This is a genomic window from Bacillus sp. WC2507, from assembly GCF_052656125.1.
This window is the reverse complement of the sequence record NZ_JBQXPN010000001.1, coordinates 2,423,163-2,443,956: the sequence shown is the minus strand read 5'-3', so window position 1 is coordinate 2,443,956 and position 20,794 is coordinate 2,423,163. Positions and strand designations below refer to the sequence as shown.

The following is a 20,794-nucleotide window of genomic DNA, read 5'->3' as shown; positions in this document are numbered from 1 at the left end:
TTCGTTTTCATCCCCCAGCCGTATGGTGATTTCTACAACTTACTTAATCTTTCACGTAATTGTTCGTCCTTTTCAAGCATTTCTACACATGCGACCCTTACAAGTCTCGCCGACCTAGAATAGTGTTCAGCAAATTCAAGTGTTTTGTGTAATATATCAGGATATTTTTCAATTACTCTCATCGCTTCACCTTTTTGATAAAAATCACTGCTTAATAAACTCTCAATATTCGTTCCAATGACGTCTACATGGATTTTATATATATCTTCTAATTTCATTACTATATCAAGTAGTTCTTGAAAATTAACTAATACTTCTTCTCCACCACCAGAACCACCGTCTCCCATTGATACTTGCATTATTCAATACCTCCTAACGAAAATTGTCTCGGGTCAATTAATTTTTTATACGGCATTTTTAACACGTCATACAATTTCTTATTCACCGCATAGAGGCTCACCCAGTCATATCGATTACGTTCTACATCTATTTGAACGTAATCTTCTCCTTCAGTGAAATATAAGAAACATTCCCATTTTCCTCCTCTATTACTACGAGGCCTCTTATACGTTTCTATCGCTATAACATCTTTATTTGATAAATCTTTTTCCTCAAATGTTTGTTGTTCTTCTTCTGTCATTCTCTTTGAGAAAAATGTATCTTCTATTTCCCTCGGTTCTCTCAATAAGAAAGGGATGCGTGTTAATAAGGAAAAATATACGTCTGGCTTTGGTATGTAGTCGATTTCGTATTTTTTATTTGGTTCTATTTCTGTTAATACAGCCACTCGGTCTTTATCCTCTTTTAAAAAGCCAATTAATACATTATTCATTCTCGTGTATTCATGACAATTTTCATATTCCTTTAATAGCTCAATTATTTGAAAAGCTGCAGGGGTAATTCCATTTTCACTTGTAAGTAAGCCTTTTTCTTTTAAACTCGTAGTTGCTTTCGTGACACATTCTTCATCAAGTAAAATAATTGCGTCACGGTTTGGCAATCCAAATATATCGGTAACCCCAGCTGCACCTGCGAGAACATATAATTCAGCAGGTGCAAAGTTCATTTCTTTCCCCATTCTTTTATCCCTCATTTCTCCATCACAATTGTTTTATCGCCCTTACTTCCGATATATCGCCGTACGTTTGAATACTTTTCTCTAACTCTTTCAAAGCTTTCGTATGTCCTTCAAATGCCTCTACCATTTCTGAATTATATTGAATAATTAAATCTAGATAACTTAAAAAGGCATCTCTCGTTTTTCCATTCCAGTTCGCACATGTAACGTATGCTTTTAAGTTTTTCGCTTGATTTAAAGAATCCTTCATACCATTTTCAATATTTTGCGCGTAAGAAATGGCACTTGCTGTGTTACTTCCTATAATTTCAACCTCTTTGCCACTCATGTGGATTCCCTCCATTCTTTCTATACTTAATGGATAAGTTTTTCAATTTCCTTTTTCTTTTCTTCAAAAGCCTTGGTCGCTGCAGCGTATGCTGACGCTTTCTCCGCTTCTGCTTTCGCTTTATATTCCAAATACTTTGCATAAGCTGTACTTTTTGCAGATCCAACATCGCTTAATGCACTTTTAAAATAGGATACTAATGTATTTAATTCTTCATCCTTTTCATGACGTTTTTGTTCAAATTCAACTGCCGGAATTTTATTAGCTTCTAAGCCATTACTTTTACTCTCATAATCTCTCTTCGCTGATTCAGCCTCTTGAATGAATTGCTTCAACTCTCTTTCTTGATCTTTTAAATAATCATGTAAATCATCATATCGATCTCGTTTCCTCGCACTTTCTGTAAAACCAGACGCATTCAAAAAGGCATTGTACAATTCATCTAACATCTTTCTCCCCCTTTAGCACAATAACTATGTAGTTAAATTCGTATATTTAAACATGAATATTCATTACATTAAGAATTTATAAATAATTATTTTTGCATATTGCTATTTTATCAAAGGGATTTTAACATTTCCATATTTTATAAAAAGCTTTCGCATTTTTCTTCAATTAAACAGCAATGAATATTTGTCATCTAAAAATTATAGTTTCATATAGATTATTGAAATTTTATCCACATTAAGGAAATCAATGACAAATGATCATCATTAACATGTTATAATTGCGATGTATACATTTAATTGTATTAAATGTATATGTGTAATACGTATATTTAATAAAGTTAAATTAAACTGGGGAGGCTTTCGCAAATGGGCAAGAAAACAAGCAAAGCTAAAAAAATTGTGGGATTCTTAATCACCACAGCACTAACAACTACAATGATGGTAGGCACAGCAAACGCACAAACAACTACGAATAACTATAAAGTAGCTGGCAATGCGAACACTGTATTTACAGATGTACCAAAGGATCACTGGTCAAAAGATGCTATTGATTACTTAGCGTCAGCAGGACTTTTTAACGGATATGGAAACGGAAAATTTGGTTTTGGGGATCATATTACTAGAGGCCAGGTAACTTCTTTAATCGCTCGTCATTTAGGTTTAACAGCAAACAATGAACAGAGCAATATGTTTAACGATATTAAAAATCATATGTTTGAAAAGGATATTAAAGCGATTGTACAGGCCGGAATTATGACAGGTGATGGAACAGGTGCTTTTCGTCCAGATGATGCATTAACTCGGTATGAAATGGCAGTAGTATTACAAAAAGCATTTCAATTACAATCAAAAGGACAAAATAACTTTAAAGATGTACCTCAAGATCATTGGGCTTATAAATTTGTAAATACGCTACGTAGTAACCGAATATCCTACGGTGATGAGGCAGGTAATTACAATGGCAACACGCTTGTAAAACGTGAGGAGTATGCACAATTCTTCTATAATGCAATAGCAAAAAACAGAGATTATAATTTCAACATCAATACAAAAGAAGAAATGAAACAAATGTTAACAACAGCTTTAGAGAATGGGACGTTTGGTCCATTTAAATTAAATTCATTGGGTAAAGATCTATCTGACGTAAAAAAAGAATATGGAGTGCCTGATGTTTTGAAAAAAGCACCATGTACAGAATGTGATGCACCTAATACAGCGGTATACGGAGATTATAATATTGACATGTACCCTTCGGACGCTAGATATATATGGGTGAAAATGGATATCTCTATAAACGAATTAAAAGAGTGGTTTGGTGAACCAGATGGAATCGGAGAGGATATGACTAGTGAAGGCTTCATATATAATCGAGGAAGCTATTCTCTTTATTTCAGCTTCTCTGATGGTTATATTCAACGCGCTGAAATATCTAAAAGTGAACACCATTAATACGTTACAAGCAATACAAAATATATAAAGCATAAAAAAATCCTTCAAGAACATGTCTTTTCTTGAGGGATTTTATTTTTCCCTATCTATTTAACAAAATCCAAAGCTATAAAACTCCTACTGATTAAAATTTATTTTTCTTGGTACTCCGCTTCCCATTCACTTAAATACGTTGCACACTCTAATTCATCTGGATCATCATATAACATAGAAATAAACTCTAATTTATTCCCATCACAGTCTAGAAAATATACGCTTGCAGCTGGCATCCACCTTTGAACAATCGGCTCTTCATTCCCTTTCCCCTGACTCCCTACTACCTCTATTCCACGTTTCTCTAACCATAATTTAGAAATCTTTAAAAACGCTAAATCTACACGAAAAGCGAAGTGTTTCGTCTCAAATTCTTCATTCGTATGTACTTCCCATAATCCGAGCATTTGCTCTTTATTTTCTCCTACCCAAAAGAATGCAACTCGTCTTTTCGATAGTCTTTTTGCTAATGTTAAGCCTAACTTATTTTGATAGAAATCTATTGCCTTTTCTAAATTTCTTACATATAAATGGGTTTCGTATATGCTTTGTATCATATTATATTTTCCCTCCTCTACATTCTGATTTTTAAAATATATTTTGTTTTTATCATACAAATATTTATATTTTTAAGCATCCTACTTTTGTATCATTGTTCTTTCCTTCAAATGTATAGGTATCCAGCTTTAACGAATACCCCAACGCTGGAGTTCAATACAATGAAACTAGTGAGGTTTTATTCCCCCACACTAACCATGCTTTTATGGAAAATTGACTCTCACCTTCTTTCCTCCCATTAGAAGCTTTACTGCCCACAAATAGCAGGGTAAAAATTCTATTTACATTCATAAATTTTTATAATGTAATAAGATTAACATCTTACTAATAAGAGGAGGAACCATTCTGGATAAAACCAAAGTTATGGCTTATTTTAGTGCAACGGGTGATGTATTTCCTGTTGAAGCAATTACCAATGCCCTACGTATCGAGCCTACAAGAACTTATAAAAAAGATGATGTTGTTGCAAGACGTGATAATCCGAATCTTGTATCCACCAAAACCCTATATAGAAAAGAGACGGATTGGACTTTAAGCACTGGCTATCAAGAATCATACGATATAAATAATCAGTTACATGTTATTCTACAATCTCTTGAAGGAAAAACAGAGCAATTAAAACATCTCAAGAAGAAGTATGGTTTACAGTTTCTTTTTATGGTAGTAATTCAAGTGGAGAATAACGAATCACCTGCAATGTATTTACAAAAAGAGATTATTGATTTTGCTAGTTTTATTCAAGCAGAAATTCATTTTGATCTATATATTCACTAAAAACAAAAACGCTATTGATATTGAAATCAACAGCGTTTTTTTATGTGACTATATGTTTTATCTTGCTTGTACCCAAAAGCAAATTCTTTTTATATAGCGTATTACTTCAATTTCCCCTCAAAGACAATTTTTCTACCGCACGGTTCAACTTCTGTTTTGCCATCTTTCTTCACTTCATGAAAGATTGGCTCTTCCATACGACGAGACGGTGCGTATCCTTCTTGTTCCATACGTGCTAAGCAGTCTGTAATTGTTTCATTTTCAAGTACTTCAAATTTCTTTTTATTAGGTTGTTTTGTCATGCCCTAACCTACTTTCTATTTTTCTTGATGCGAATTGATTCTTCATGTAGATCATATATACCATTGCGAGAGTTCCTATTATAATCATAACCGCAATGAAAAAGCTTGTATACTGTATTTTTTCTATAAATAAGCCTCCTAATACAGGCCCCATAATACTTCCTAAACTAAAGGCGATTCCAGATAATATATTACCCGCTGGTAGTAAGTGTCTCGGTAATAAATCAGTCATAAATCCAAGCCCTAAAGAGAAGCACGATCCAATGACCATACCAGCTAACAACATGCAAGCAAAGACGATCCAGTAATATTGATCAAATACGGCTGCAAGCAAGAAAATACCCGTACTTATGCTAAACGTCCATGTTAATATACGGTCTCTTCCGTATTTATCACTTAATATACCGAGCGGAATTTGTGTAATGATGCCCCCAACTGCAAACGCTGGTAATAAGAAGGATACTTCTGAAACAGACCATCCTTTTCGAAGCGCGTATACTGGTAAGTTACTGTTTAACATTGCTTCCAGTACGCCATATGCAAGTGGTCCCAGCAGTGCAATCCATCCTAATCCAACAACTTGTTTATAACGAGAAAATGATGATTCACTTTTCACTTCTCTTTCATCTTGTGCTGGGAATGCATTTTTCGTTGGTAATAGTAAAAGCCATCCTATTAAACAAAGTATCGTAGATATCATAAACGGCGTCGCAAGGCCGTATTGAACAGTGCTCGCTAAATACGGACCAACAGCAAAACCGATTCCGAAGAATACACCGTATATCGATACTTGTCTACCTATTTTACTTGGGTCCGATGTTGTCGTGATCCACGTTTGTGTTCCGACATGAAGCATATGATCTCCGACTCCAACTAGAAATCTAAGGATAAACCATACCAAAAACGAAAATGTTTGTGTAAAAAAGAATAATGAAATAATAACGAGAAACCCACCAATGACGATAATTGGCTTCATTCCAAACTTTTGCATCGGTTTTTCAAGAAACGGTGAAATAACTAATATCCCAATATATAATGCCGTCGCATGAATACCGTTAATACTTGAACTAACCCCTTCTTGTTCAAAAATCATTGCAATGGCAGGTAAGAGCATCCCTTGTGACAAACCCGAGATTGCTACAATTCCAACCATAATCCAAAAAGTAAAACGCATCGACATTCCTTTCCCTCTCCCCCTCCTTCTCACGCTTTCCACTTTTCATTATAAACTGTTTCTTCAAATGCGTGTACGAATATTCATAATAAAAAAGAAGCCAAAAGAATGAACCTTTCAGCTTCTTAACCTTCCCAAACTTGTGCTTTCACATTGTTATGGAATTGCTTGAAATACGGATGTTTATAAAAAGCAGTTTCATACGCGTATTGCTGTGCACTAGCGATTGGTGGCTGCGGATATTGCAGTTGTAAAGGAACTACAGCTGGTGAAACTTGCATATACAGCGGAGCTATCATTATTTTTGTATATAAGTGATGATTATATGGCGAATGCGCAATTAAGAACGGATGATGCATTGATAATCTCCCCTTTTACCTACAATGTTATAGTATATGCAATACGTTTCATTTCGGGGATTATTTCTGTTCTAACCAATCCTCTACATGCTTTATAAACACATCTAAACAATCAATAAACGGCGAATGACCGCAATCTTCTAACACTTTTAACTCTGCATTTGGCAAATATTTTGCTAATTCCTCACCGACTACTTGCGGTACGACATAATCTCTGTCACCTTGTATGACGAGTGTCGGAGCTTTAATACGATGAATTTGTTTATTTCCCTCTACAACCCCGTTATGTTCATCCGAAATATTAAATGTAATGAGCGCATAATTCACATCTACGAAATTACGCTGCGTTAACATATCGTCTAAATACTTTTCATAACGATCCGGTTCAGGTTGATTATGTGTATATATTAATAAATTCCATACTGTACGGTAATATAATTTATTCATGTTTTTTATCGCATCTAGTACTGGAGCAATTTGTACGGGGTCTTGCGCGATTTCTTCTTTCGTCTTTACTAAGCTTGATACGATTGGTTGCCCGTTTATATCCTTTTTAAAAATCGGATATCCTTTCATGCCCACTGATTCTACTAAAATTAACTTTTCAACAAACGTTGGATGATTCGCTGTAAATTGCATCGCAACACCACCGCCCATTGACCAGCCCATTAATGAAAATTTCTCTAATTTTAATTGATCAATAACTAGTTTTAGATCTTCTGCAAAGTCTTGTATTGAATCTATCGACTTATTATATGTTGATTGTCCAAACCCTCTTAAATCAAGAGCGTAAATATGGTATTGATCTTGTAGCTTTTCAATAACTAAATCCCAGTGTTGTGACGATGTCATGTTCCCGTGAATGAGTACAAGAATTTCTGTATTTTGCCTTCCAACTTCCTGATACGCAATCGTTTCTCCGTTCGATAGTGAAACAAACTCCATTGTTGCAGGCTTAATCATCACAAGTTCCCCCATTCTTTTTAATAGAAAGAAAATTCTTTACTTACTTAAAGAATAACATACAGAATGTATGTTCTCAATATAAAACCTATACAAAATTTTTACATGAATCAACATGTCTATTACTAGACAATTATAATAAAAAAGTATATAGTTAGCTAGGTAACTAATTTGAAAGGATCAAAATACATGGACGAAAAACAACATTTTTTTCACATTGTCAGCCAAACTTCTCGAAAATTCACAAAGAAATTTAATGAACGCGTATCTCCAACTGGGTTATTTAGTGCGCAATGGGCTGTTATTTTCCGCATTAATCAAACCGGTTCTTGTACGCAAACAGAATTATGCCAGTATTTAAATGTTGAATCACCAACGATGACTCGCACGTTAACACGTATGGAAACGATGGGCTGGATTATTCGTACAGAAGGAAAAGATCGCCGTGAAAAGCTTATTTCATTGTCTGATACAGCATTAAAGATGATACCTGTATGGCAAGAAGAAGTTGATACTTTCGAAGAAAAAACGCTAGATGGTATTAACGAAGATGAGTTACATCAAGCATTTCAAGTGTTACAACAAATCATTAAAAATTTAGATTAAATTGGAGGGATGACGATGCAAAGTGAAAAACTTTGGACGAAGGATTTCCTCGGAACTTGTTTTAGTAGTCTATTTCTCTTCTTAACATTTTACATGCTTATGACTACTCTGCCCGTCTACGTTATAGACAACCTAAAAGGAAAACCTGAGGAAATTGGTTTAGTTGCAACTGTTTTTCTTATTTCATCTGTTTTATGTAGACCATTTACAGGTAAATGGCTCGATGATTTAGGAAGAAAGAAAATATTATTTATTTCACTTTCATTATTTTTAGCTGCTACTGTTATGTATTTCGGTGCGCAAAGTTTATTTTTATTACTTGCCCTTCGCTTCTTACATGGTATTGGGTTCGGTATGGCAACGACAGCAACTGGTACGATTGTCACAGATGTTGCGCCAGCTCATAGACGCGGCGAAGCACTTGCCTATTTCGGCGTATTCATGAGTCTGCCGATGGTAATCGGTCCTTTTTTAGGTTTAACAATTATCTCTCATTTTTCATTTACTGTACTATTTATCGTTTGTTCCGTATTTTCATTGCTTGCATTTTTATTAGGACTACTTGTAAATATTCCGCATGAAGCACCAGTGAAGAAACAAAAACGAGAAAAAATGAAATGGAAGGACTTAATTGAACCATCCTCTATTCCGATCGCTCTGACAGGATTTGTTTTAGCCTTTTCTTATAGTGGCATTTTATCCTTTATTCCTATTTATGCGAAAGAGATCGGTTTAGGAGAAGTTGCTAGTTACTTCTTTATTGTATACGCACTTGTTGTTGTAATTTCTCGTCCATTTACAGGAAAGATTTTTGATCGCTTTGGTGAAAATGTACTTGTTTACCCTGCTATCATTATTTTCACCATTGGGATGTTTATTTTAAGCCAAGCACAAACTTCATTTTGGTTCCTTGGCGCAGGTATGCTAATCGGTTTAGGCTACGGGACATTAATTCCTAGCTTCCAAACGATTGCAATTTCTGCCGCTCCAAATCATCGACGTGGTTCTGCAACAGCTACGTACTTCTCATTCTTTGATAGTGGTATTGGATTTGGTTCTTTCATTTTAGGTATCGTCGCAGCGAAATCAAGTTACCATAATATGTATTTCATCGCAGCTATTATCGTTGCGTTCACTTTACTTCTCTATTATGGATTACATGGACGAAAACAAAAATTCAAGAAACAACATACAGACGGAAAAGTTTCCGCTTAACAGGAATAAGGAAAGTAAACTTCCCCGTTTACTTTCCTTATTTTGTATTTCTTTTAATAGAAGCGTATACTTATAATAGAAATAAAAAGGAGGGACCTCTATGAAATTTAAAAAATCTCCCCTACTCTTACTCATAATCACATTCATTTTTGTAATTACAGGGCTCGGTTTTACATACTTCAAACATAATAAAACAACCCCATCAAAACATAACGTGACGAAGAAAAATTGGTTAGATGATCCATACTTACGTTGGTCGTATACACATATGAAAGAATTCACTTTAATTAACGAGGTAAATCATAACCCGGATCAAGTTTCCCACTTCTCTACCGCGTTGCAAAACTTAGATGATTTTGCCGTGGAGCGTATGTTTGGAAATACAACTCCTCTAAAAAAACTTTTGGACGATAACAAAACGGATGCTTTTGTTGTTGTACATAATGGACAACTTGTTTATGAACGATATTTCAATGGATATAACGAGAGTGAACCTCATGGCATGGCGTCATTAGCAAAGGTCTTTACCGGAGCAATGATACAATCTCTCGCTGAAGAAAACCGTATTGACTTAGAAAAAACAGCTAACACATATATAAAAGAATTAAAAAATACACCGTTCGGTAATGCCACACTTCAGCAATTAATGGATATGCAAGTTTCTGTAGAATACCCTACTCATGGATATGAACATCCAGCGTTAGAAAATCAAGATGCACAACTATATTTAGCTAGCAATATTTTATCACGCGGTAAAAACTACGACGGTCCGATGAAAATTTATGATATGTTACGAGAAGCAGAAGAAACTGCACCGCCTGGTTCCGATTTTTCTTACGATAACGGATCAGCGGAAACACTCGCTTGGGTGATTCGAACGATCACTGGTAAATCATTAGCTGAAAATGTTAGCGAACAAATATGGTCTCAAATTGGTATGGAAGAAAACGCGTATTATGTTACAGATGAAACGAAGATAGAGCAAGCAAGCGCTGGCTTAAATGCAACTGCTAGAGATATGGCTAGATTCGGGCAATTACTATTAAACAACGGGGAATATAACGGAAAACAAATTCTCCCTTCTTCTATTACTGAAGATATAAAAAATGTCCAAGAAGGTGAACTTGCAGTTGGCCCTGGAGCTTCCATTTCTTATCATAATCAATGGTGGATTCCGCACAATGAACAAGGTGCTTTCGAAGTGTTAGGTAGTTATGGACAGACACTTTACATCGATCCGAAAGCAAATATGGTCATTGTTCACTTCTCTTCTAACGCTACGCCAAGTAATGAAATACATTCAGTTTACTCAAATATGTATATCGATATTGCACATCATTTAGAGAAGCTTCCACAGTAGTGGAAGCTTTTTTTATTTACACAAATTCCATTCCAATTAGCACTTGGTTAGTAGGAGTTGCCGAAAGAATTACTATTTGAGCCACGCCTAAACCCTAATTATCGTGATAATATTTTATACATTTGAAAACACTAGTGGTTCACTTATCTAACCTAAAGATAAGTATGTGATCCTTTTACAATTTGAATTTCTTTTTAAGCTTCTTATATGTTCTATACGAACGTCTAACAATGTTTAACATAAAATACGGTATTTTAACAGGAAAAGGAAATTTATAAATGAAAGGCAAGTAAAAGGCAAAATATGCCTTTTCCAGGTCTCTCCACTTACTATCTTCTTTTGTTTTTAGGAAATCAGATACATCGACTACATATCCCCTTCCGTTTTCCATCATCACATTTTTCCCGTGAACATCACAAGGAGTTAGTCCTTGCTTCCTTGCATACTCTATAGCTCCATTGATATCAAGGATTACCTGCTTAGGAATTTTAATCCCCTTATGAATAGCATCGTATAAGGTAATTTCTTTTAAACGTTTTAATACTATGAAATTTTCTCCTTTATATATAAGCTTCGAATAAGAAGGATGATTTCCGATTCTTCGGTATACTTCTGACTCTTTTTCAATTCCTTCTCCTTCTCGCGCGTAGACTTTCACTACCCAATCTTTGTATTCTTTGTGCATAAATACTGCGGCGTAATTACCTGTACCTAAACACTTCCAAAGTCTAGGAATATCTTTAACTACTACAGGCTCAAATTCATCCTCACTTCTTATGCTTACCTCTTTTAATAATTCATCTTTTATCAATCTCACAAAAATATTTATACTCATCATTTCCACTCCGGTTTTGCTACAAGGGGTCCCACCCCATGCCCATCAAGTTAAAAAGTACATTCTTCCCTAATACGAAAAAAACGAGCAGACTTCACTAAGTAACTAACTTTAGAGAAATACATTTTCATTTAGGAGCGTACTTCAAAATCTTAAAATGGATATTCTAGGCAAATATATACTATTGATACAATAAGTTATGTTAACTTCACATAATTATATAATACAAAAACTTAGCAAATACCGTTACGAAAAGTGTACAAATTACATTTATTAATAATATACAACTTATACAGGTTGTTCAATGAAGAAAAGGAGGTCAGTCATTTTAAAACACGCCTAAACATATTCGTCTATTCCCATCTCTTCCCCTTATATATAGAGCATCATTTTCAATTTCAGTTCAAAATGAAATAACATTTCAATATAAACTATCAATCTACCTAGACATTATGACAATACCCTTAAATTTCTGAATTTTATATATATTAAAGGGTATTACTCAAATAACCTCGAATAATTGTAATAAACATACATAAGGAGGTTGATCTATTTTGTTTCGTTCTTTTACTAATGGTTGCGTCGCCTTAGTGCAACGTTTCTTGCCAGAACCGTTTATTTTATCATGTTTATTAACTGTTTTTGTTATCTTCTTCGGCATGTTTGCAACGCACCAAACACCTGTGGAAATGATTAATCACTGGGGTAATGGCATTTGGGGACTACTCGCCTTTTCTATGCAAATGGCACTTGTACTCGTAACAGGATCTGCTTTAGCAAATGCTCCTCTTATTAAAAAAGGATTAACGAAAGCTGCAAGACTACCGAAAACGAATGGACAAGGTATTATTGCCATTTCAATCGTAAGTTTACTAGGAGCATACATAAACTGGGGATTTGGTATTGTTGTATCTGTTTTATATGCAAAAGAAGTGGCCAGGCAGCTTGAAGGATTAGATTATAGACTAGCAATTGCTTCTTCTTACTCTGGATTTCTCATTTGGCATGCGGGGCTTTCTGCTTCTATTCCTCTTACGTTAGCAACTGGCGGCGAAACGTTAATTAAAACGACAGCGGGAAGTATAAAAGAAGCGATTCCAATAACAGAAACATTATTTTCACCATACACACTCGTTCCAGTTATTATTTTTCTCGTTACGATGCCTCTCATTAATAAAGCGATGCATCCAGATGAAAAACATACGATAACGGTAGATCCTAGCGTATTTCATGAAGAAGCTGCCGCTCAAGAAGTAGGGAACAATACGTTCGCTGAAAAAATGGAAAATAGCATCATTATTACACTTTGTGTTGGATTGTTAGGTCTCATTTATATTTTCAATTACTTTTATACGAAAGGCTTTAACCTTACTCTCGATATCGTGATTTTTATGTTATTAATTGCTGGACTTATTTTCCACCGTACTCCGATTCAATATATTCGCGCTTTTTCGGACTCTACGAAAAGTGCTTCTGGTATTTTACTTCAATTTCCGTTTTACGCAGGAATTATGGGAATGATGATTGGAGCAAATAGTGAAGGACTTTCACTTGGAGGAGCTATTTCGAATTTCTTTATTAGCATTTCAAACGAAACGACTTTCCCGCTCTTTACTTTTTTAAGTGCTGGCATCGTTAATATTTTCGTTCCGTCTGGCGGCGGTCAATGGGCTGTGCAAGCACCCATTATGATTCCAGCTGGTGCTGAACTTGGTGTCCCTGCTGCAAAAACAGCAATGGCAATTGCGTGGGGTGATGCTTGGACAAATTTAATTCAACCTTTCTGGGCATTACCGGCATTAGCGATAGCTGGTTTAGGTGCTCGTGATATTATGGGATTTTGCGTTGTGAACTTACTATATGCAGGATTTATCATTAGTCTATGTTTCTTATTTATCTAAATGAAAAGCTAGTTTTATACTAGCTTTTTTACATAATAAATTATTTATTTCCCACGCAATTTATAATCCTTTCCCACTCTATCTCCGTAAGATGTAACGCCTCAAATGCAAAAAAGTCTTCACATATTTTTTCAATTAAATCTGGATTGTTCTTAAGGAAATTCCACTGTAATGCTTTAGGAAGAAAATATGTTTCATATTCTTTACTTCCTCTTACCACCTCATCAACTTCTCTTTCACAAATCCCTCTTATTAGATAATCATTTCTTAATTGAATCGTCATTTGTTGAAATGTTTCGCTACATTTTTTCAATTGAAGTAAACATGTAATATACGTTCGCAAAAGTTCGTTATCATACCCACAACAGTTTAGAATACGATCGATTTCATTCATAATGTACGAGCCTTTTCTTCTATTTGTACTAACCATTTTTCCCGCTTCTCTAGTTTACTCGTTTTCACTGATTGGAACACTGACCGTTTTATATCGCGAATACCGCAAAAACGTAAAACGCCTCTCTTCATCATAATCCAATCTGCTGATCGGTATAATAATGCGACGTACCATAAAGGCGAGTCCAACGTATTAATAACCCACGCTTTCTTTCCGTTCAATAATCCTTTCGGCAGGGCACCTTCATATTTATAAGCAAATCCAGCTACGAAAATGCGATCAATAAATCCTTTTAAAATAGCAGGCATCCCCCACCACCATATCGGATAGATGAAGAGAAGCGTATCTGCCTCTTCCACTAATTTTCTATATCGCGCTGTCTCTTCCTCATTTACTAAATCACGTCTTTTCTTCTCTTCATTAAATACAAGGACTGGATCAAATTGTTCCTTATATAAATCAAGTACCGTAACCGAATGATTTGTTTCTTGTAATCCTTTTTGCACATGCTTTAAAATCGCCGCGTTAAAACTGGAAGGACTAGGATGAGCGTATACAATTAGTACATTCACTACAAAACAACTCCCTCTATAAGTTAAAGTTTCCCCTTCTTTAACATCTTCTCTACAATTTGTACGTTTTTCGAACTTTGTAATAAACGATTTAATACTGTAAGTAACTCTTCCTTTTCTAAATCTTTCAGTTTCTCTTTTACCGTACTTTCACCAGCACCTTGAATATCATAAACAACTGCCGCCATATGCTTGCAAAGATTCTCATAAGGACACTCGCAGCTACTTTCTGTAAAATCTTCAAGATCAATAATCACTTCATAGTTTCCTGCATTTCCAGTAACGAAAGCAAAAACTTTCTTATCGTGTATTTCAACATCTTCTACATGTCCATCTTCATAATATTCGTATCCTCTATCTACAATGTATTTCGGAATCCATTTCGTTATATCATGTAATAAGTAAGCGTACATAACAACACCTCTTCCTTTAATTCCCTTTTGACTTCCAAAACCCTGCATGTTATTCTAATAACTGTCAAATAGTAAGTCTATATGACAAAACGACTGACACCTATTCGGCGGAGGTGTCTCTTTTCATTTGCAGCCGATATGAAGTGCCTCTTTCAGGCACATTCAATCTTTGACACTACACACTCAACACCATTCCCTTGTATCAGGCTGCTTCAGCAGTCTTTTACTCTACATACTTCAAAAAAAGAGAGCTTAGCTCCCTTTTCTCGCCTTATAAAATACCCCTTTTTCAGTATAGAGATATTCATCAGCTAATGTAATTTTCCCATCCAGTTTCAGTTCATCTAATAGTCTTGATAAATAAAATTGATGTAACATCTTTTTCGTGAATTTTCCTTCATGATGCGAAACGATATGTTCTTGAATATCTAACAATGATATTGGCTTATCTTGCTCTATCATATATTCATAAACTGTACTACGCAGTTTTACGTATTTTTCGAGTGTCACAGTACTTCGCAACCCCTTTCTTCTTAATATAAATTTTCGTAATCGGTTTTTTTGACAACAAAAAAACCTCTCCGATAAGAAGAAGTTACGTATATATCTTCGTCTTATCTCCCAGAACAAATATGTTCTGCTGGAATTAGCACCTGCATCGCGGTTGCTGGGTTTCATCGGGCCAGTCCCTCCACCTCTCTGGATAAGAAAATATTCACTTAAATCTTACTATACGTAATTTCATTTCAATTGTCAAACAAATACAACAAATTATATTTTCTTTCTTCCTGTTCATACTATACATATATGAATATGCAAGGAGGAGTATGAAATGCACGAAAATGCTCGCGGATATGTACAAGATTCTTTTCAATCATTACAAGAAGCAAAACATTGTTTAGAAGCAGCGCTACAGACCGTTGAAAAAGATTTTAATCGCGCACGTATTGAACAATCCCTTTATGCGATCGAACAAGCTATTCAACGTTGTGATTACACGGTTCACATTTTAGAACAAGATTGAAAAAACTTCCCATCATAAGATGGGAAGCTTTTTCAAATGGCATACTTCATAATTATTACCGTTATGATTAAAAAATATACAGAATTAGCAATTTCTAAAATACCTACTTTTATAATAGAAATTTTTTTACCGTACAACATAATTGCTCGCATGACACTTGGTATAAAAATAAGAGAACACCACGGATTCATAGCAAATACAATGATTGTTAATACAATATGATAACCCCAAGATATAAAACGATACTTCGGGTTATTTTTCTCACGTATCATCGTTTTCACATAAAACGTACTTCCTAAAAAATATAAAAATGATATAAGTGCAATAAATAGTGCTGTTTTATCTATAAGTTTCATTGAAAAATAATAACTAACTAAACCGCCAATACAGAAAACAATAATCGCACTAATGTCATTTAGTAACGCTCTTTCATTCTTTTGACGAGCGTAATACATATTTACAATAAATAATGGAATCATTACTGCTACGAATAAAAGGATGCGCCATTCATATAATAGAGAAATCATTCCAAATACGAACGCGATGATAAAATATACAATTGCAGCATGTAACAACTCTTTTTTTCGTCTTTGCTTTATGTACATAAGAAATGGATACGTAGCTAAATAGATAAAGAACCAAGCTAAAAACAATGGAATATGATACATAGTAGGTTTCCCAAGAATAACACTTAATAGAAATGGTATAACGAGCATAGCCCATGCACCGTGTTGCTTCGGAATAACTAACTTCATTAACTATACACCTCCCTTTTGAAAATAACTCTCACCTACTATTATACAAATAATTTTATATAATAACGGATATATATTGAATCGATTTTTTGACAATAAAAAATGCTCCTTACAATATGTAAGAAGCATGAAAGAGGCAAACGAATATGTAAGTCGCGACCCTACCTTATATGAGTATGCTTTTCTATGCCATGTTATGCTTTTCTAATATGCCATATTTCTTTCTAAATCTTGTAAGAATCGTAATCCAAGACGTACTAAATAATAGTAAGAAAACAACATTCGAAATCGCATGGCTCAAATCGAAATAAAAACTTGCGATATAATACGAAATGACAGCTTCCCACGTTGCCTCACGTATGAAACCGAGAAGCCCCCAGAAGTTCATAATCCAGCCAAATAAAAATCCAACAAACAATCCGTATAGAAGTCTTCCCCATAGCTTTCGCATTAAAAATGTATTACGTAATAATCCAGCTATAAAACCAATCATACCCCACGAAAACATTTGCCACGGCGTCCACGGACCTTGTCCTAAAAAAATGTTAGATACGATAGCCGCTGTTGCACCAATCATAAAACCAGTTTCACTCCCAAACACAATTGCAGAAACGATAATGACAAATGAAGTCGGTTGTACACTTGGCAATATCGAAAATGGTACGCGGCTAACTGCTGCAATTGCCGCTAACACAGCAACGAGTACAATTTCACGTGAAACAAAAGCCTTTCTTTCAAAGCGGATATAAAACGGTAACATAATAACAACTAATAAAAACAAACTACTTAACATGTAATAACCGTCCATGATAAGTGTAGTAAAGAGTAATGTGCCTATTATTACTGCAAAAATACATATTATGAATGCAACATATCGTTTGGACACGCTTCGTACACATCCTCCCACGTTAATGCATATGGTAACTCTTTTCGAATAAATCGATTAATAGAGGTTGTATAAAAGAAGTTGCCACTAAAAAATTCTTTCGGTGTATCATTCATAATGACTGCTCCGTCAAATAACATCATACATTGATCAACGTATTTCGCTGCAAACTCAATATCATGCGTTGCCATTACAATTGTTGTACCTTCTTTTTGTAGCTTTCTAAATACCTCTCCTACTCTTTCTTTTTTCCACGGATCTAATCCCTTTGTCGGTTCATCAAGTAATAATAAAGTCGGCTTTGATAATAACGTTGTACATAACGCAAGTAGTTGTTGCTCTCCCCCGCTACAATCATGCGGATGGCGTTCTTTAAGCGAGCACAACCAAAACTTCTTCAACATATCTTCTGCTATTTCTTTTCCTTGTTCTCCGTATAACTCGCGTGCACGTTCATACACTTCTTCCCACACTGTATCAAATGTAAAATGATAATACGGATGCTGTGATACATACCCGATACTTTTAAATCGTTCTTTCGAATCAATTTTATGTATCACTTTCCCATTCCACTTTACTTTCCCTCTTCTCGCTTTTTGCAATCCCGCTAAAATCGTCAAAAGCGTGGACTTCCCGGTACCGTTTTTTCCAACGAGAGCTACCCATTTTCCTTTTTCAATCGATACGGTTAAGTCTCGTAAAATAAGTGGACTATTTTTTTCATATTGAAACGAAATATGCTCTGCACTTAAAATAACTTCGTGTTTTTCACTTTTTGCTACTGGCTCATTCACATATGATATCTCTGAAAAGTTATTCAGTTTCATTTGCGCTTCTCGCACTGTAAACGGAATATCTTCTACATTCCATTCTAAAAACAATCTTGGAATTTGCGGAATAAATGGACGGAACTTTTCAACTTCCCACATGTTCGCTATAACCGTTTTAGGGCTGCCATCATACACGATTTGACCATTATTCATACAAATAACGCGTGTTGCAAGTGGTATCACTTCATCTAAACGATGTTCACTTAAAACAATCGTAATGCCAAGTTCTTCGTTAATACGTTTTAACAATCCTAAAAACTCTTTCGCTGCAATTGGATCTAACTGCGCCGTCGGTTCATCTAATAATAATAGTTTTGGCTGCATAACTAATACCGCAGCTAAATTGACGAGCTGCTTTTGCCCGCCAGATAACGTATGAACAGATTGGTGCAATAAATCTTGAAATCCTAAGAAGCTAATAAGCTCTGCTATTCGTTTTTGAATAATCTGTGATGGTAACCCGATATTTTCTAAAGAAAATGCTAATTCTTGAATGACCGTATCCATTACGAGCTGATTTTCTGGATTTTGAAATACCATACCAATTTCTTGTGCAGATAATAAATCAGGTACTTCCTCTAATAAAACGTCCTCATAAAAAATTTCTCCTGAACGTGTACCGATTGGAAGTAATTCCTTTTTAAAATGTTTCAATAAAGTCGTCTTTCCAGAGCCTGACCCTCCAGCAAGTGCAATAAACTCTCCTTTTTGAATAGAAAGAGAAATATGCTGTAACGCATATTCGTTCTCATCAGCATATACAAATGATAAATTGTTTATTTCTGCATGCGCCACCATATCCATTCCTTTCCTTCCATTATAATTGGTAGACTAATAAACATCATAAATACTCCGAACATCACTCCATCGTATTGCTGAAATAGAATAGATTCGACTTTCGGATAAATGATTAGCTTTCCCCCGCCATACGTATTACATATAATAGCAATGATAAGTAGAATACTTAAATAACTGAGCGTACACCAATCTCGTCTTTCCATTCTATACCGAATATATGTCGTACGCTTCGTTACACCAAATCCACGGGCTTGCATAGAATCTGCTGTTTGCAGCGCATCTTCTAATGAACAAATTAATAATACTTGTAGCAATTGCATACCGTTTTTCACCCGTTCCACAATGGAACCTGCATCTACTTGTATACCTTTTGTCTTTTGGACGAGTGTTATTTTCTGTAATCGCCTCATAAACAATGGAACAAACCTCACCGTAATCATCGTTAACAATGCTACTTTCGGTGAAATTCTAGAAAACAAATATAAAAATTTATGACTTGAAATAATATCATTATACGAAGCAAACGTAAACATAATCGCAACTAATAATAACCCCATTACTAGTCCGAACATAATCGCCTCAAGCTTAATACGGCTATCACCTAACCAAAATAATGTAGTTCGGCCTCTATGCGTTAATAACGAATTAAATAAAATGACCATAAAAAAGAAAACGATTGTGCTCGGTAACATCTTTCTTATCTTTTCGCTATTCCCTTGCATCACATTGATTATAACGATTAATAGAATTGCCCCAATTAAAAAAAGAGGATGAAGACACATCATACATAGTATCATCACCCCGATATAATAGAAAAAATTCACAAAAGGATGTAAAGAAGAAAAACTTATTTTCATAGTCCTTTACCGAATGCCTTTCTTATTTTAATACATACACCCACTCGATTGTATCTCCTGGTTTAACTGTTACTACACCTGCACTATGGTTTGGAAACGCACCGTTCACACGATATTTCCATCCACTAGTAGCTGTAATATCTTTTTCATATAAATCATTAATCCCTTTTACATAAACATCGCCTTTAGATCCACTCGCATCCACATCTAAACCTGTACGTTGCAATACTTTATACACTGTATCGCCTTCTTGTACATCCATCTTTTTCGCACCTAATAAGTATCCTTCATTACCTTTTACTGAGATCGTAACTTGTTTTGCTTGTGGTTTAGGTGGTTCTGGTGGTGGTACCGGTGTTGGCGGAGTTGGTACACTATTGTTCTCTTCTGGATTTTTCTTTTGCTCCTGCTTCGGTGTTTCTTTCGGCTGATTCACAACCTTCGCTTCTTCTTTTACTTCTGGTGTTTTCGGTTGTTGTTGTTTCTCTTCTTGTGCTTTTTGTTGTTCTGGTTGCTTAGCGGCAGGCTGTTCCTGAGGTTTTTCTTCTTTCTTTACTTCCGGTTGTGCCTGTGTTTTTTCTTCTTTCGGCTTCTCTTCTACTTTTTGTTCTTGTTTCTCTTTCTGGTCGTCTTGCTTATTTTGCTCTTGTTCAGCTTGTTTCTCCTCCGGTTTTTCTTCCGGTTTCGCTTCATCTTTTTTCTCTTCTTGTTTTGCTACCTCTTCTTGCTTTGGTTCTACTTTCTTCTCAGGCTTTACAGCTGCTTCTTCACATCCGGCAAGTAACCCAAGTGAAAGCATTAAAGAAATGATCCATTTTATCTTACTCATGTTGTCTCTCACCTTTCATATTAAAAATTAGGAGCAAATGATTGCTCCTAAT

The 20,794-nt window shown here is 35.2% G+C and carries 26 protein-coding genes and 1 riboswitch; of the genes, 7 read left to right on the top strand and 19 right to left on the bottom strand.

Annotated elements, in window-relative coordinates; all coding sequences use genetic code 11:
- Positions 1-32: 32 nt before the first annotated feature.
- The 4 genes from ACUN28_RS13000 to ACUN28_RS12985 are packed head-to-tail and all read right to left on the bottom strand — an operon-like array spanning position 33 to position 1,855.
- The gene (locus tag ACUN28_RS13000) at positions 33-359 is read right to left on the bottom strand and encodes a hypothetical protein (protein ID WP_016087086.1); all 327 of its coding nucleotides are present in this window, start codon (positions 357-359) and stop codon (positions 33-35) included.
- Entirely contained in the window at positions 359-1,078 is a 720-nt protein-coding gene (locus tag ACUN28_RS12995) for a DUF5081 family protein (protein WP_016087085.1), read from the bottom strand. Before ACUN28_RS12995 ends, ACUN28_RS13000 begins: the two co-directional genes overlap by 1 nt.
- Positions 1,079-1,100: 22 nt before the next feature.
- Positions 1,101-1,406: a WXG100 family type VII secretion target gene (locus ACUN28_RS12990; protein ID WP_016087084.1), complete on the bottom strand. Its 306-nt coding sequence runs from the start codon at positions 1,404-1,406 to the stop codon at positions 1,101-1,103.
- 26 nt (positions 1,407-1,432) lie between these two features.
- Positions 1,433-1,855, bottom strand: coding sequence for a hypothetical protein (locus tag ACUN28_RS12985; RefSeq protein WP_016087083.1), 423 nt, complete (start codon positions 1,853-1,855; stop codon positions 1,433-1,435).
- Between the two features lie 366 nt (positions 1,856-2,221).
- Between ACUN28_RS12985 and ACUN28_RS12980 the strand changes: the two genes are divergently transcribed.
- Positions 2,222-3,304 carry an S-layer homology domain-containing protein gene (locus tag ACUN28_RS12980; protein WP_016087082.1) on the top strand — a complete coding sequence of 361 codons (1,083 nt, stop codon included), beginning with the start codon at positions 2,222-2,224 and terminating at the stop codon, positions 3,302-3,304.
- Between the two features lie 131 nt (positions 3,305-3,435).
- Here the strand turns inward: ACUN28_RS12980 and ACUN28_RS12975 are convergent, their stop codons facing one another.
- Entirely contained in the window at positions 3,436-3,894 is a 459-nt protein-coding gene (locus ACUN28_RS12975) for a VOC family protein (protein WP_016087081.1), read from the bottom strand.
- Between the two features lie 364 nt (positions 3,895-4,258).
- Between ACUN28_RS12975 and ACUN28_RS12970 the strand changes: the two genes are divergently transcribed.
- Positions 4,259-4,669: a DUF4279 domain-containing protein gene (locus ACUN28_RS12970; protein ID WP_016087080.1), complete on the top strand. Its 411-nt coding sequence runs from the start codon at positions 4,259-4,261 to the stop codon at positions 4,667-4,669.
- Positions 4,670-4,770: 101 nt separating this feature from the next.
- On the opposite strand, the gene ACUN28_RS12965 is transcribed toward ACUN28_RS12970, so the two are convergent.
- From ACUN28_RS12965 to phaZ, 4 genes are all read right to left on the bottom strand, one after another.
- Entirely contained in the window at positions 4,771-4,971 is a 201-nt protein-coding gene (locus ACUN28_RS12965) for an NETI motif-containing protein (RefSeq protein WP_000166302.1), read from the bottom strand.
- Positions 4,955-6,151, bottom strand: coding sequence for an MFS transporter (locus tag ACUN28_RS12960; protein WP_016087079.1), 1,197 nt, complete (start codon positions 6,149-6,151; stop codon positions 4,955-4,957). The genes ACUN28_RS12965 and ACUN28_RS12960 overlap by 17 nt, the downstream gene beginning before the upstream one ends.
- 119 nt (positions 6,152-6,270) lie before the next feature.
- Complete coding sequence (locus ACUN28_RS12955) at positions 6,271-6,504, bottom strand: hypothetical protein (protein ID WP_016087078.1); 234 nt, start codon at positions 6,502-6,504, stop codon at positions 6,271-6,273.
- A 60-nt stretch (positions 6,505-6,564) separates the two neighbouring features.
- Entirely contained in the window at positions 6,565-7,482 is a 918-nt protein-coding gene (phaZ, locus tag ACUN28_RS12950; RefSeq protein ID WP_116329296.1) for an intracellular short-chain-length polyhydroxyalkanoate depolymerase, read from the bottom strand.
- Between the two features lie 174 nt (positions 7,483-7,656).
- Here phaZ and ACUN28_RS12945 point away from each other — a divergent pair, with 174 nt between their 5' ends.
- The 3 genes from ACUN28_RS12945 (at position 7,657) to ACUN28_RS12935 (ending at position 10,648) form a co-directional block, all read left to right on the top strand.
- Positions 7,657-8,073 carry a MarR family winged helix-turn-helix transcriptional regulator gene (locus ACUN28_RS12945; protein WP_016087076.1) on the top strand — a complete coding sequence of 139 codons (417 nt, stop codon included), beginning with the start codon at positions 7,657-7,659 and terminating at the stop codon, positions 8,071-8,073.
- Between the two features lie 15 nt (positions 8,074-8,088).
- Positions 8,089-9,288 (top strand): MFS transporter, encoded by a 1,200-nt coding sequence (locus tag ACUN28_RS12940; RefSeq protein WP_016087075.1) that lies wholly within the window; start codon positions 8,089-8,091, stop codon positions 9,286-9,288.
- A 100-nt stretch (positions 9,289-9,388) separates the two neighbouring features.
- Positions 9,389-10,648 (top strand): serine hydrolase domain-containing protein, encoded by a 1,260-nt coding sequence (locus ACUN28_RS12935; protein WP_016087074.1) that lies wholly within the window; start codon positions 9,389-9,391, stop codon positions 10,646-10,648.
- A gap of 175 nt (positions 10,649-10,823) precedes the next feature.
- On the opposite strand, the gene ACUN28_RS12930 is transcribed toward ACUN28_RS12935, so the two are convergent.
- Positions 10,824-11,483 (bottom strand): serine/threonine protein kinase, encoded by a 660-nt coding sequence (locus tag ACUN28_RS12930; protein ID WP_033660097.1) that lies wholly within the window; start codon positions 11,481-11,483, stop codon positions 10,824-10,826.
- A gap of 554 nt (positions 11,484-12,037) precedes the next feature.
- Between ACUN28_RS12930 and ACUN28_RS12925 the strand changes: the two genes are divergently transcribed.
- Positions 12,038-13,384 carry a short-chain fatty acid transporter gene (locus ACUN28_RS12925; protein ID WP_016087072.1) on the top strand — a complete coding sequence of 449 codons (1,347 nt, stop codon included), beginning with the start codon at positions 12,038-12,040 and terminating at the stop codon, positions 13,382-13,384.
- A gap of 40 nt (positions 13,385-13,424) precedes the next feature.
- Here ACUN28_RS12925 and ACUN28_RS12920 read toward each other — a convergent pair whose 3' ends face one another.
- The 4 genes from ACUN28_RS12920 to ACUN28_RS12905 all read right to left on the bottom strand — a co-directional run bounded on the left by ACUN28_RS12920 (position 13,425) and on the right by ACUN28_RS12905 (position 15,273).
- Complete coding sequence (locus ACUN28_RS12920; protein ID WP_016087071.1) at positions 13,425-13,778, bottom strand: hypothetical protein; 354 nt, start codon at positions 13,776-13,778, stop codon at positions 13,425-13,427.
- Positions 13,775-14,350, bottom strand: coding sequence for an NAD(P)H-dependent oxidoreductase (locus tag ACUN28_RS12915; protein ID WP_016087070.1), 576 nt, complete (start codon positions 14,348-14,350; stop codon positions 13,775-13,777). Before ACUN28_RS12915 ends, ACUN28_RS12920 begins: the two co-directional genes overlap by 4 nt.
- 23 nt (positions 14,351-14,373) lie before the next feature.
- Positions 14,374-14,811 carry an SWIM zinc finger family protein gene (locus ACUN28_RS12910; RefSeq protein ID WP_116329297.1) on the bottom strand — a complete coding sequence of 146 codons (438 nt, stop codon included), beginning with the start codon at positions 14,809-14,811 and terminating at the stop codon, positions 14,374-14,376.
- A gap of 204 nt (positions 14,812-15,015) precedes the next feature.
- Positions 15,016-15,273, bottom strand: a complete 258-nt coding sequence (locus ACUN28_RS12905) for a hypothetical protein (RefSeq protein WP_000171478.1) — start codon at positions 15,271-15,273, stop codon at positions 15,016-15,018.
- 101 nt (positions 15,274-15,374) lie between these two features.
- A riboswitch (SAM riboswitch) is annotated at positions 15,375-15,473 on the bottom strand.
- Positions 15,474-15,595: 122 nt separating this feature from the next.
- Between ACUN28_RS12905 and ACUN28_RS12900 the strand changes: the two genes are divergently transcribed.
- Entirely contained in the window at positions 15,596-15,787 is a 192-nt protein-coding gene (locus ACUN28_RS12900; protein ID WP_000544998.1) for a hypothetical protein, read from the top strand.
- Between the two features lie 32 nt (positions 15,788-15,819).
- Here the strand turns inward: ACUN28_RS12900 and ACUN28_RS12895 are convergent, their stop codons facing one another.
- The 5 genes from ACUN28_RS12895 to ACUN28_RS12875 all read right to left on the bottom strand — a co-directional run bounded on the left by ACUN28_RS12895 (position 15,820) and on the right by ACUN28_RS12875 (position 20,742).
- Positions 15,820-16,542 (bottom strand): YwiC-like family protein, encoded by a 723-nt coding sequence (locus tag ACUN28_RS12895; protein WP_016087067.1) that lies wholly within the window; start codon positions 16,540-16,542, stop codon positions 15,820-15,822.
- Between the two features lie 184 nt (positions 16,543-16,726).
- Positions 16,727-17,428 (bottom strand): ECF transporter S component, encoded by a 702-nt coding sequence (locus ACUN28_RS12890; RefSeq protein ID WP_445423391.1) that lies wholly within the window; start codon positions 17,426-17,428, stop codon positions 16,727-16,729.
- Positions 17,401-19,062 (bottom strand): ABC transporter ATP-binding protein, encoded by a 1,662-nt coding sequence (locus tag ACUN28_RS12885; protein WP_016087066.1) that lies wholly within the window; start codon positions 19,060-19,062, stop codon positions 17,401-17,403. Before ACUN28_RS12885 ends, ACUN28_RS12890 begins: the two co-directional genes overlap by 28 nt.
- Positions 19,035-19,913 (bottom strand): energy-coupling factor transporter transmembrane component T, encoded by an 879-nt coding sequence (locus ACUN28_RS12880; RefSeq protein WP_002108021.1) that lies wholly within the window; start codon positions 19,911-19,913, stop codon positions 19,035-19,037. The genes ACUN28_RS12885 and ACUN28_RS12880 overlap by 28 nt, the downstream gene beginning before the upstream one ends.
- A gap of 22 nt (positions 19,914-19,935) precedes the next feature.
- The gene (locus ACUN28_RS12875) at positions 19,936-20,742 is read right to left on the bottom strand and encodes a DUF4430 domain-containing protein (RefSeq protein ID WP_016087065.1); all 807 of its coding nucleotides are present in this window, start codon (positions 20,740-20,742) and stop codon (positions 19,936-19,938) included.
- Positions 20,743-20,794 lie beyond the last annotated feature (52 nt).

Bases quoted from the DNA above. Each gene is read 5' to 3' on its own strand.
- ACUN28_RS13000 (WP_016087086.1), bottom strand. From the start codon at position 359: ATGCAAGTATCAATGGGAGACGGTGGTTCTGGTGGTGGAGAAGAAGTA.
- ACUN28_RS12995 (WP_016087085.1), bottom strand. From the start codon at position 1,078: ATGGGGAAAGAAATGAACTTTGCACCTGCTGAATTATATGTTCTCGCA.
- ACUN28_RS12990 (WP_016087084.1), bottom strand. From the start codon at position 1,406: ATGAGTGGCAAAGAGGTTGAAATTATAGGAAGTAACACAGCAAGTGCC.
- ACUN28_RS12985 (WP_016087083.1), bottom strand. From the start codon at position 1,855: ATGTTAGATGAATTGTACAATGCCTTTTTGAATGCGTCTGGTTTTACA.
- ACUN28_RS12980 (WP_016087082.1), top strand. From the start codon at position 2,222: ATGGGCAAGAAAACAAGCAAAGCTAAAAAAATTGTGGGATTCTTAATC.
- ACUN28_RS12975 (WP_016087081.1), bottom strand. From the start codon at position 3,894: ATGATACAAAGCATATACGAAACCCATTTATATGTAAGAAATTTAGAA.
- ACUN28_RS12970 (WP_016087080.1), top strand. From the start codon at position 4,259: ATGGCTTATTTTAGTGCAACGGGTGATGTATTTCCTGTTGAAGCAATT.
- ACUN28_RS12965 (WP_000166302.1), bottom strand. From the start codon at position 4,971: ATGACAAAACAACCTAATAAAAAGAAATTTGAAGTACTTGAAAATGAA.
- ACUN28_RS12960 (WP_016087079.1), bottom strand. From the start codon at position 6,151: ATGTCGATGCGTTTTACTTTTTGGATTATGGTTGGAATTGTAGCAATC.
- ACUN28_RS12955 (WP_016087078.1), bottom strand. From the start codon at position 6,504: ATGCATCATCCGTTCTTAATTGCGCATTCGCCATATAATCATCACTTA.
- phaZ (WP_116329296.1), bottom strand. From the start codon at position 7,482: ATGGGGGAACTTGTGATGATTAAGCCTGCAACAATGGAGTTTGTTTCA.
- ACUN28_RS12945 (WP_016087076.1), top strand. From the start codon at position 7,657: ATGGACGAAAAACAACATTTTTTTCACATTGTCAGCCAAACTTCTCGA.
- ACUN28_RS12940 (WP_016087075.1), top strand. From the start codon at position 8,089: ATGCAAAGTGAAAAACTTTGGACGAAGGATTTCCTCGGAACTTGTTTT.
- ACUN28_RS12935 (WP_016087074.1), top strand. From the start codon at position 9,389: ATGAAATTTAAAAAATCTCCCCTACTCTTACTCATAATCACATTCATT.
- ACUN28_RS12930 (WP_033660097.1), bottom strand. From the start codon at position 11,483: ATGAGTATAAATATTTTTGTGAGATTGATAAAAGATGAATTATTAAAA.
- ACUN28_RS12920 (WP_016087071.1), bottom strand. From the start codon at position 13,778: ATGAATGAAATCGATCGTATTCTAAACTGTTGTGGGTATGATAACGAA.
- ACUN28_RS12910 (WP_116329297.1), bottom strand. From the start codon at position 14,811: ATGCAGGGTTTTGGAAGTCAAAAGGGAATTAAAGGAAGAGGTGTTGTT.
- ACUN28_RS12900 (WP_000544998.1), top strand. From the start codon at position 15,596: ATGCACGAAAATGCTCGCGGATATGTACAAGATTCTTTTCAATCATTA.
- ACUN28_RS12895 (WP_016087067.1), bottom strand. From the start codon at position 16,542: ATGAAGTTAGTTATTCCGAAGCAACACGGTGCATGGGCTATGCTCGTT.
- ACUN28_RS12885 (WP_016087066.1), bottom strand. From the start codon at position 19,062: ATGGATATGGTGGCGCATGCAGAAATAAACAATTTATCATTTGTATAT.
- ACUN28_RS12880 (WP_002108021.1), bottom strand. From the start codon at position 19,913: ATGAAAATAAGTTTTTCTTCTTTACATCCTTTTGTGAATTTTTTCTAT.
- ACUN28_RS12875 (WP_016087065.1), bottom strand. From the start codon at position 20,742: ATGAGTAAGATAAAATGGATCATTTCTTTAATGCTTTCACTTGGGTTA.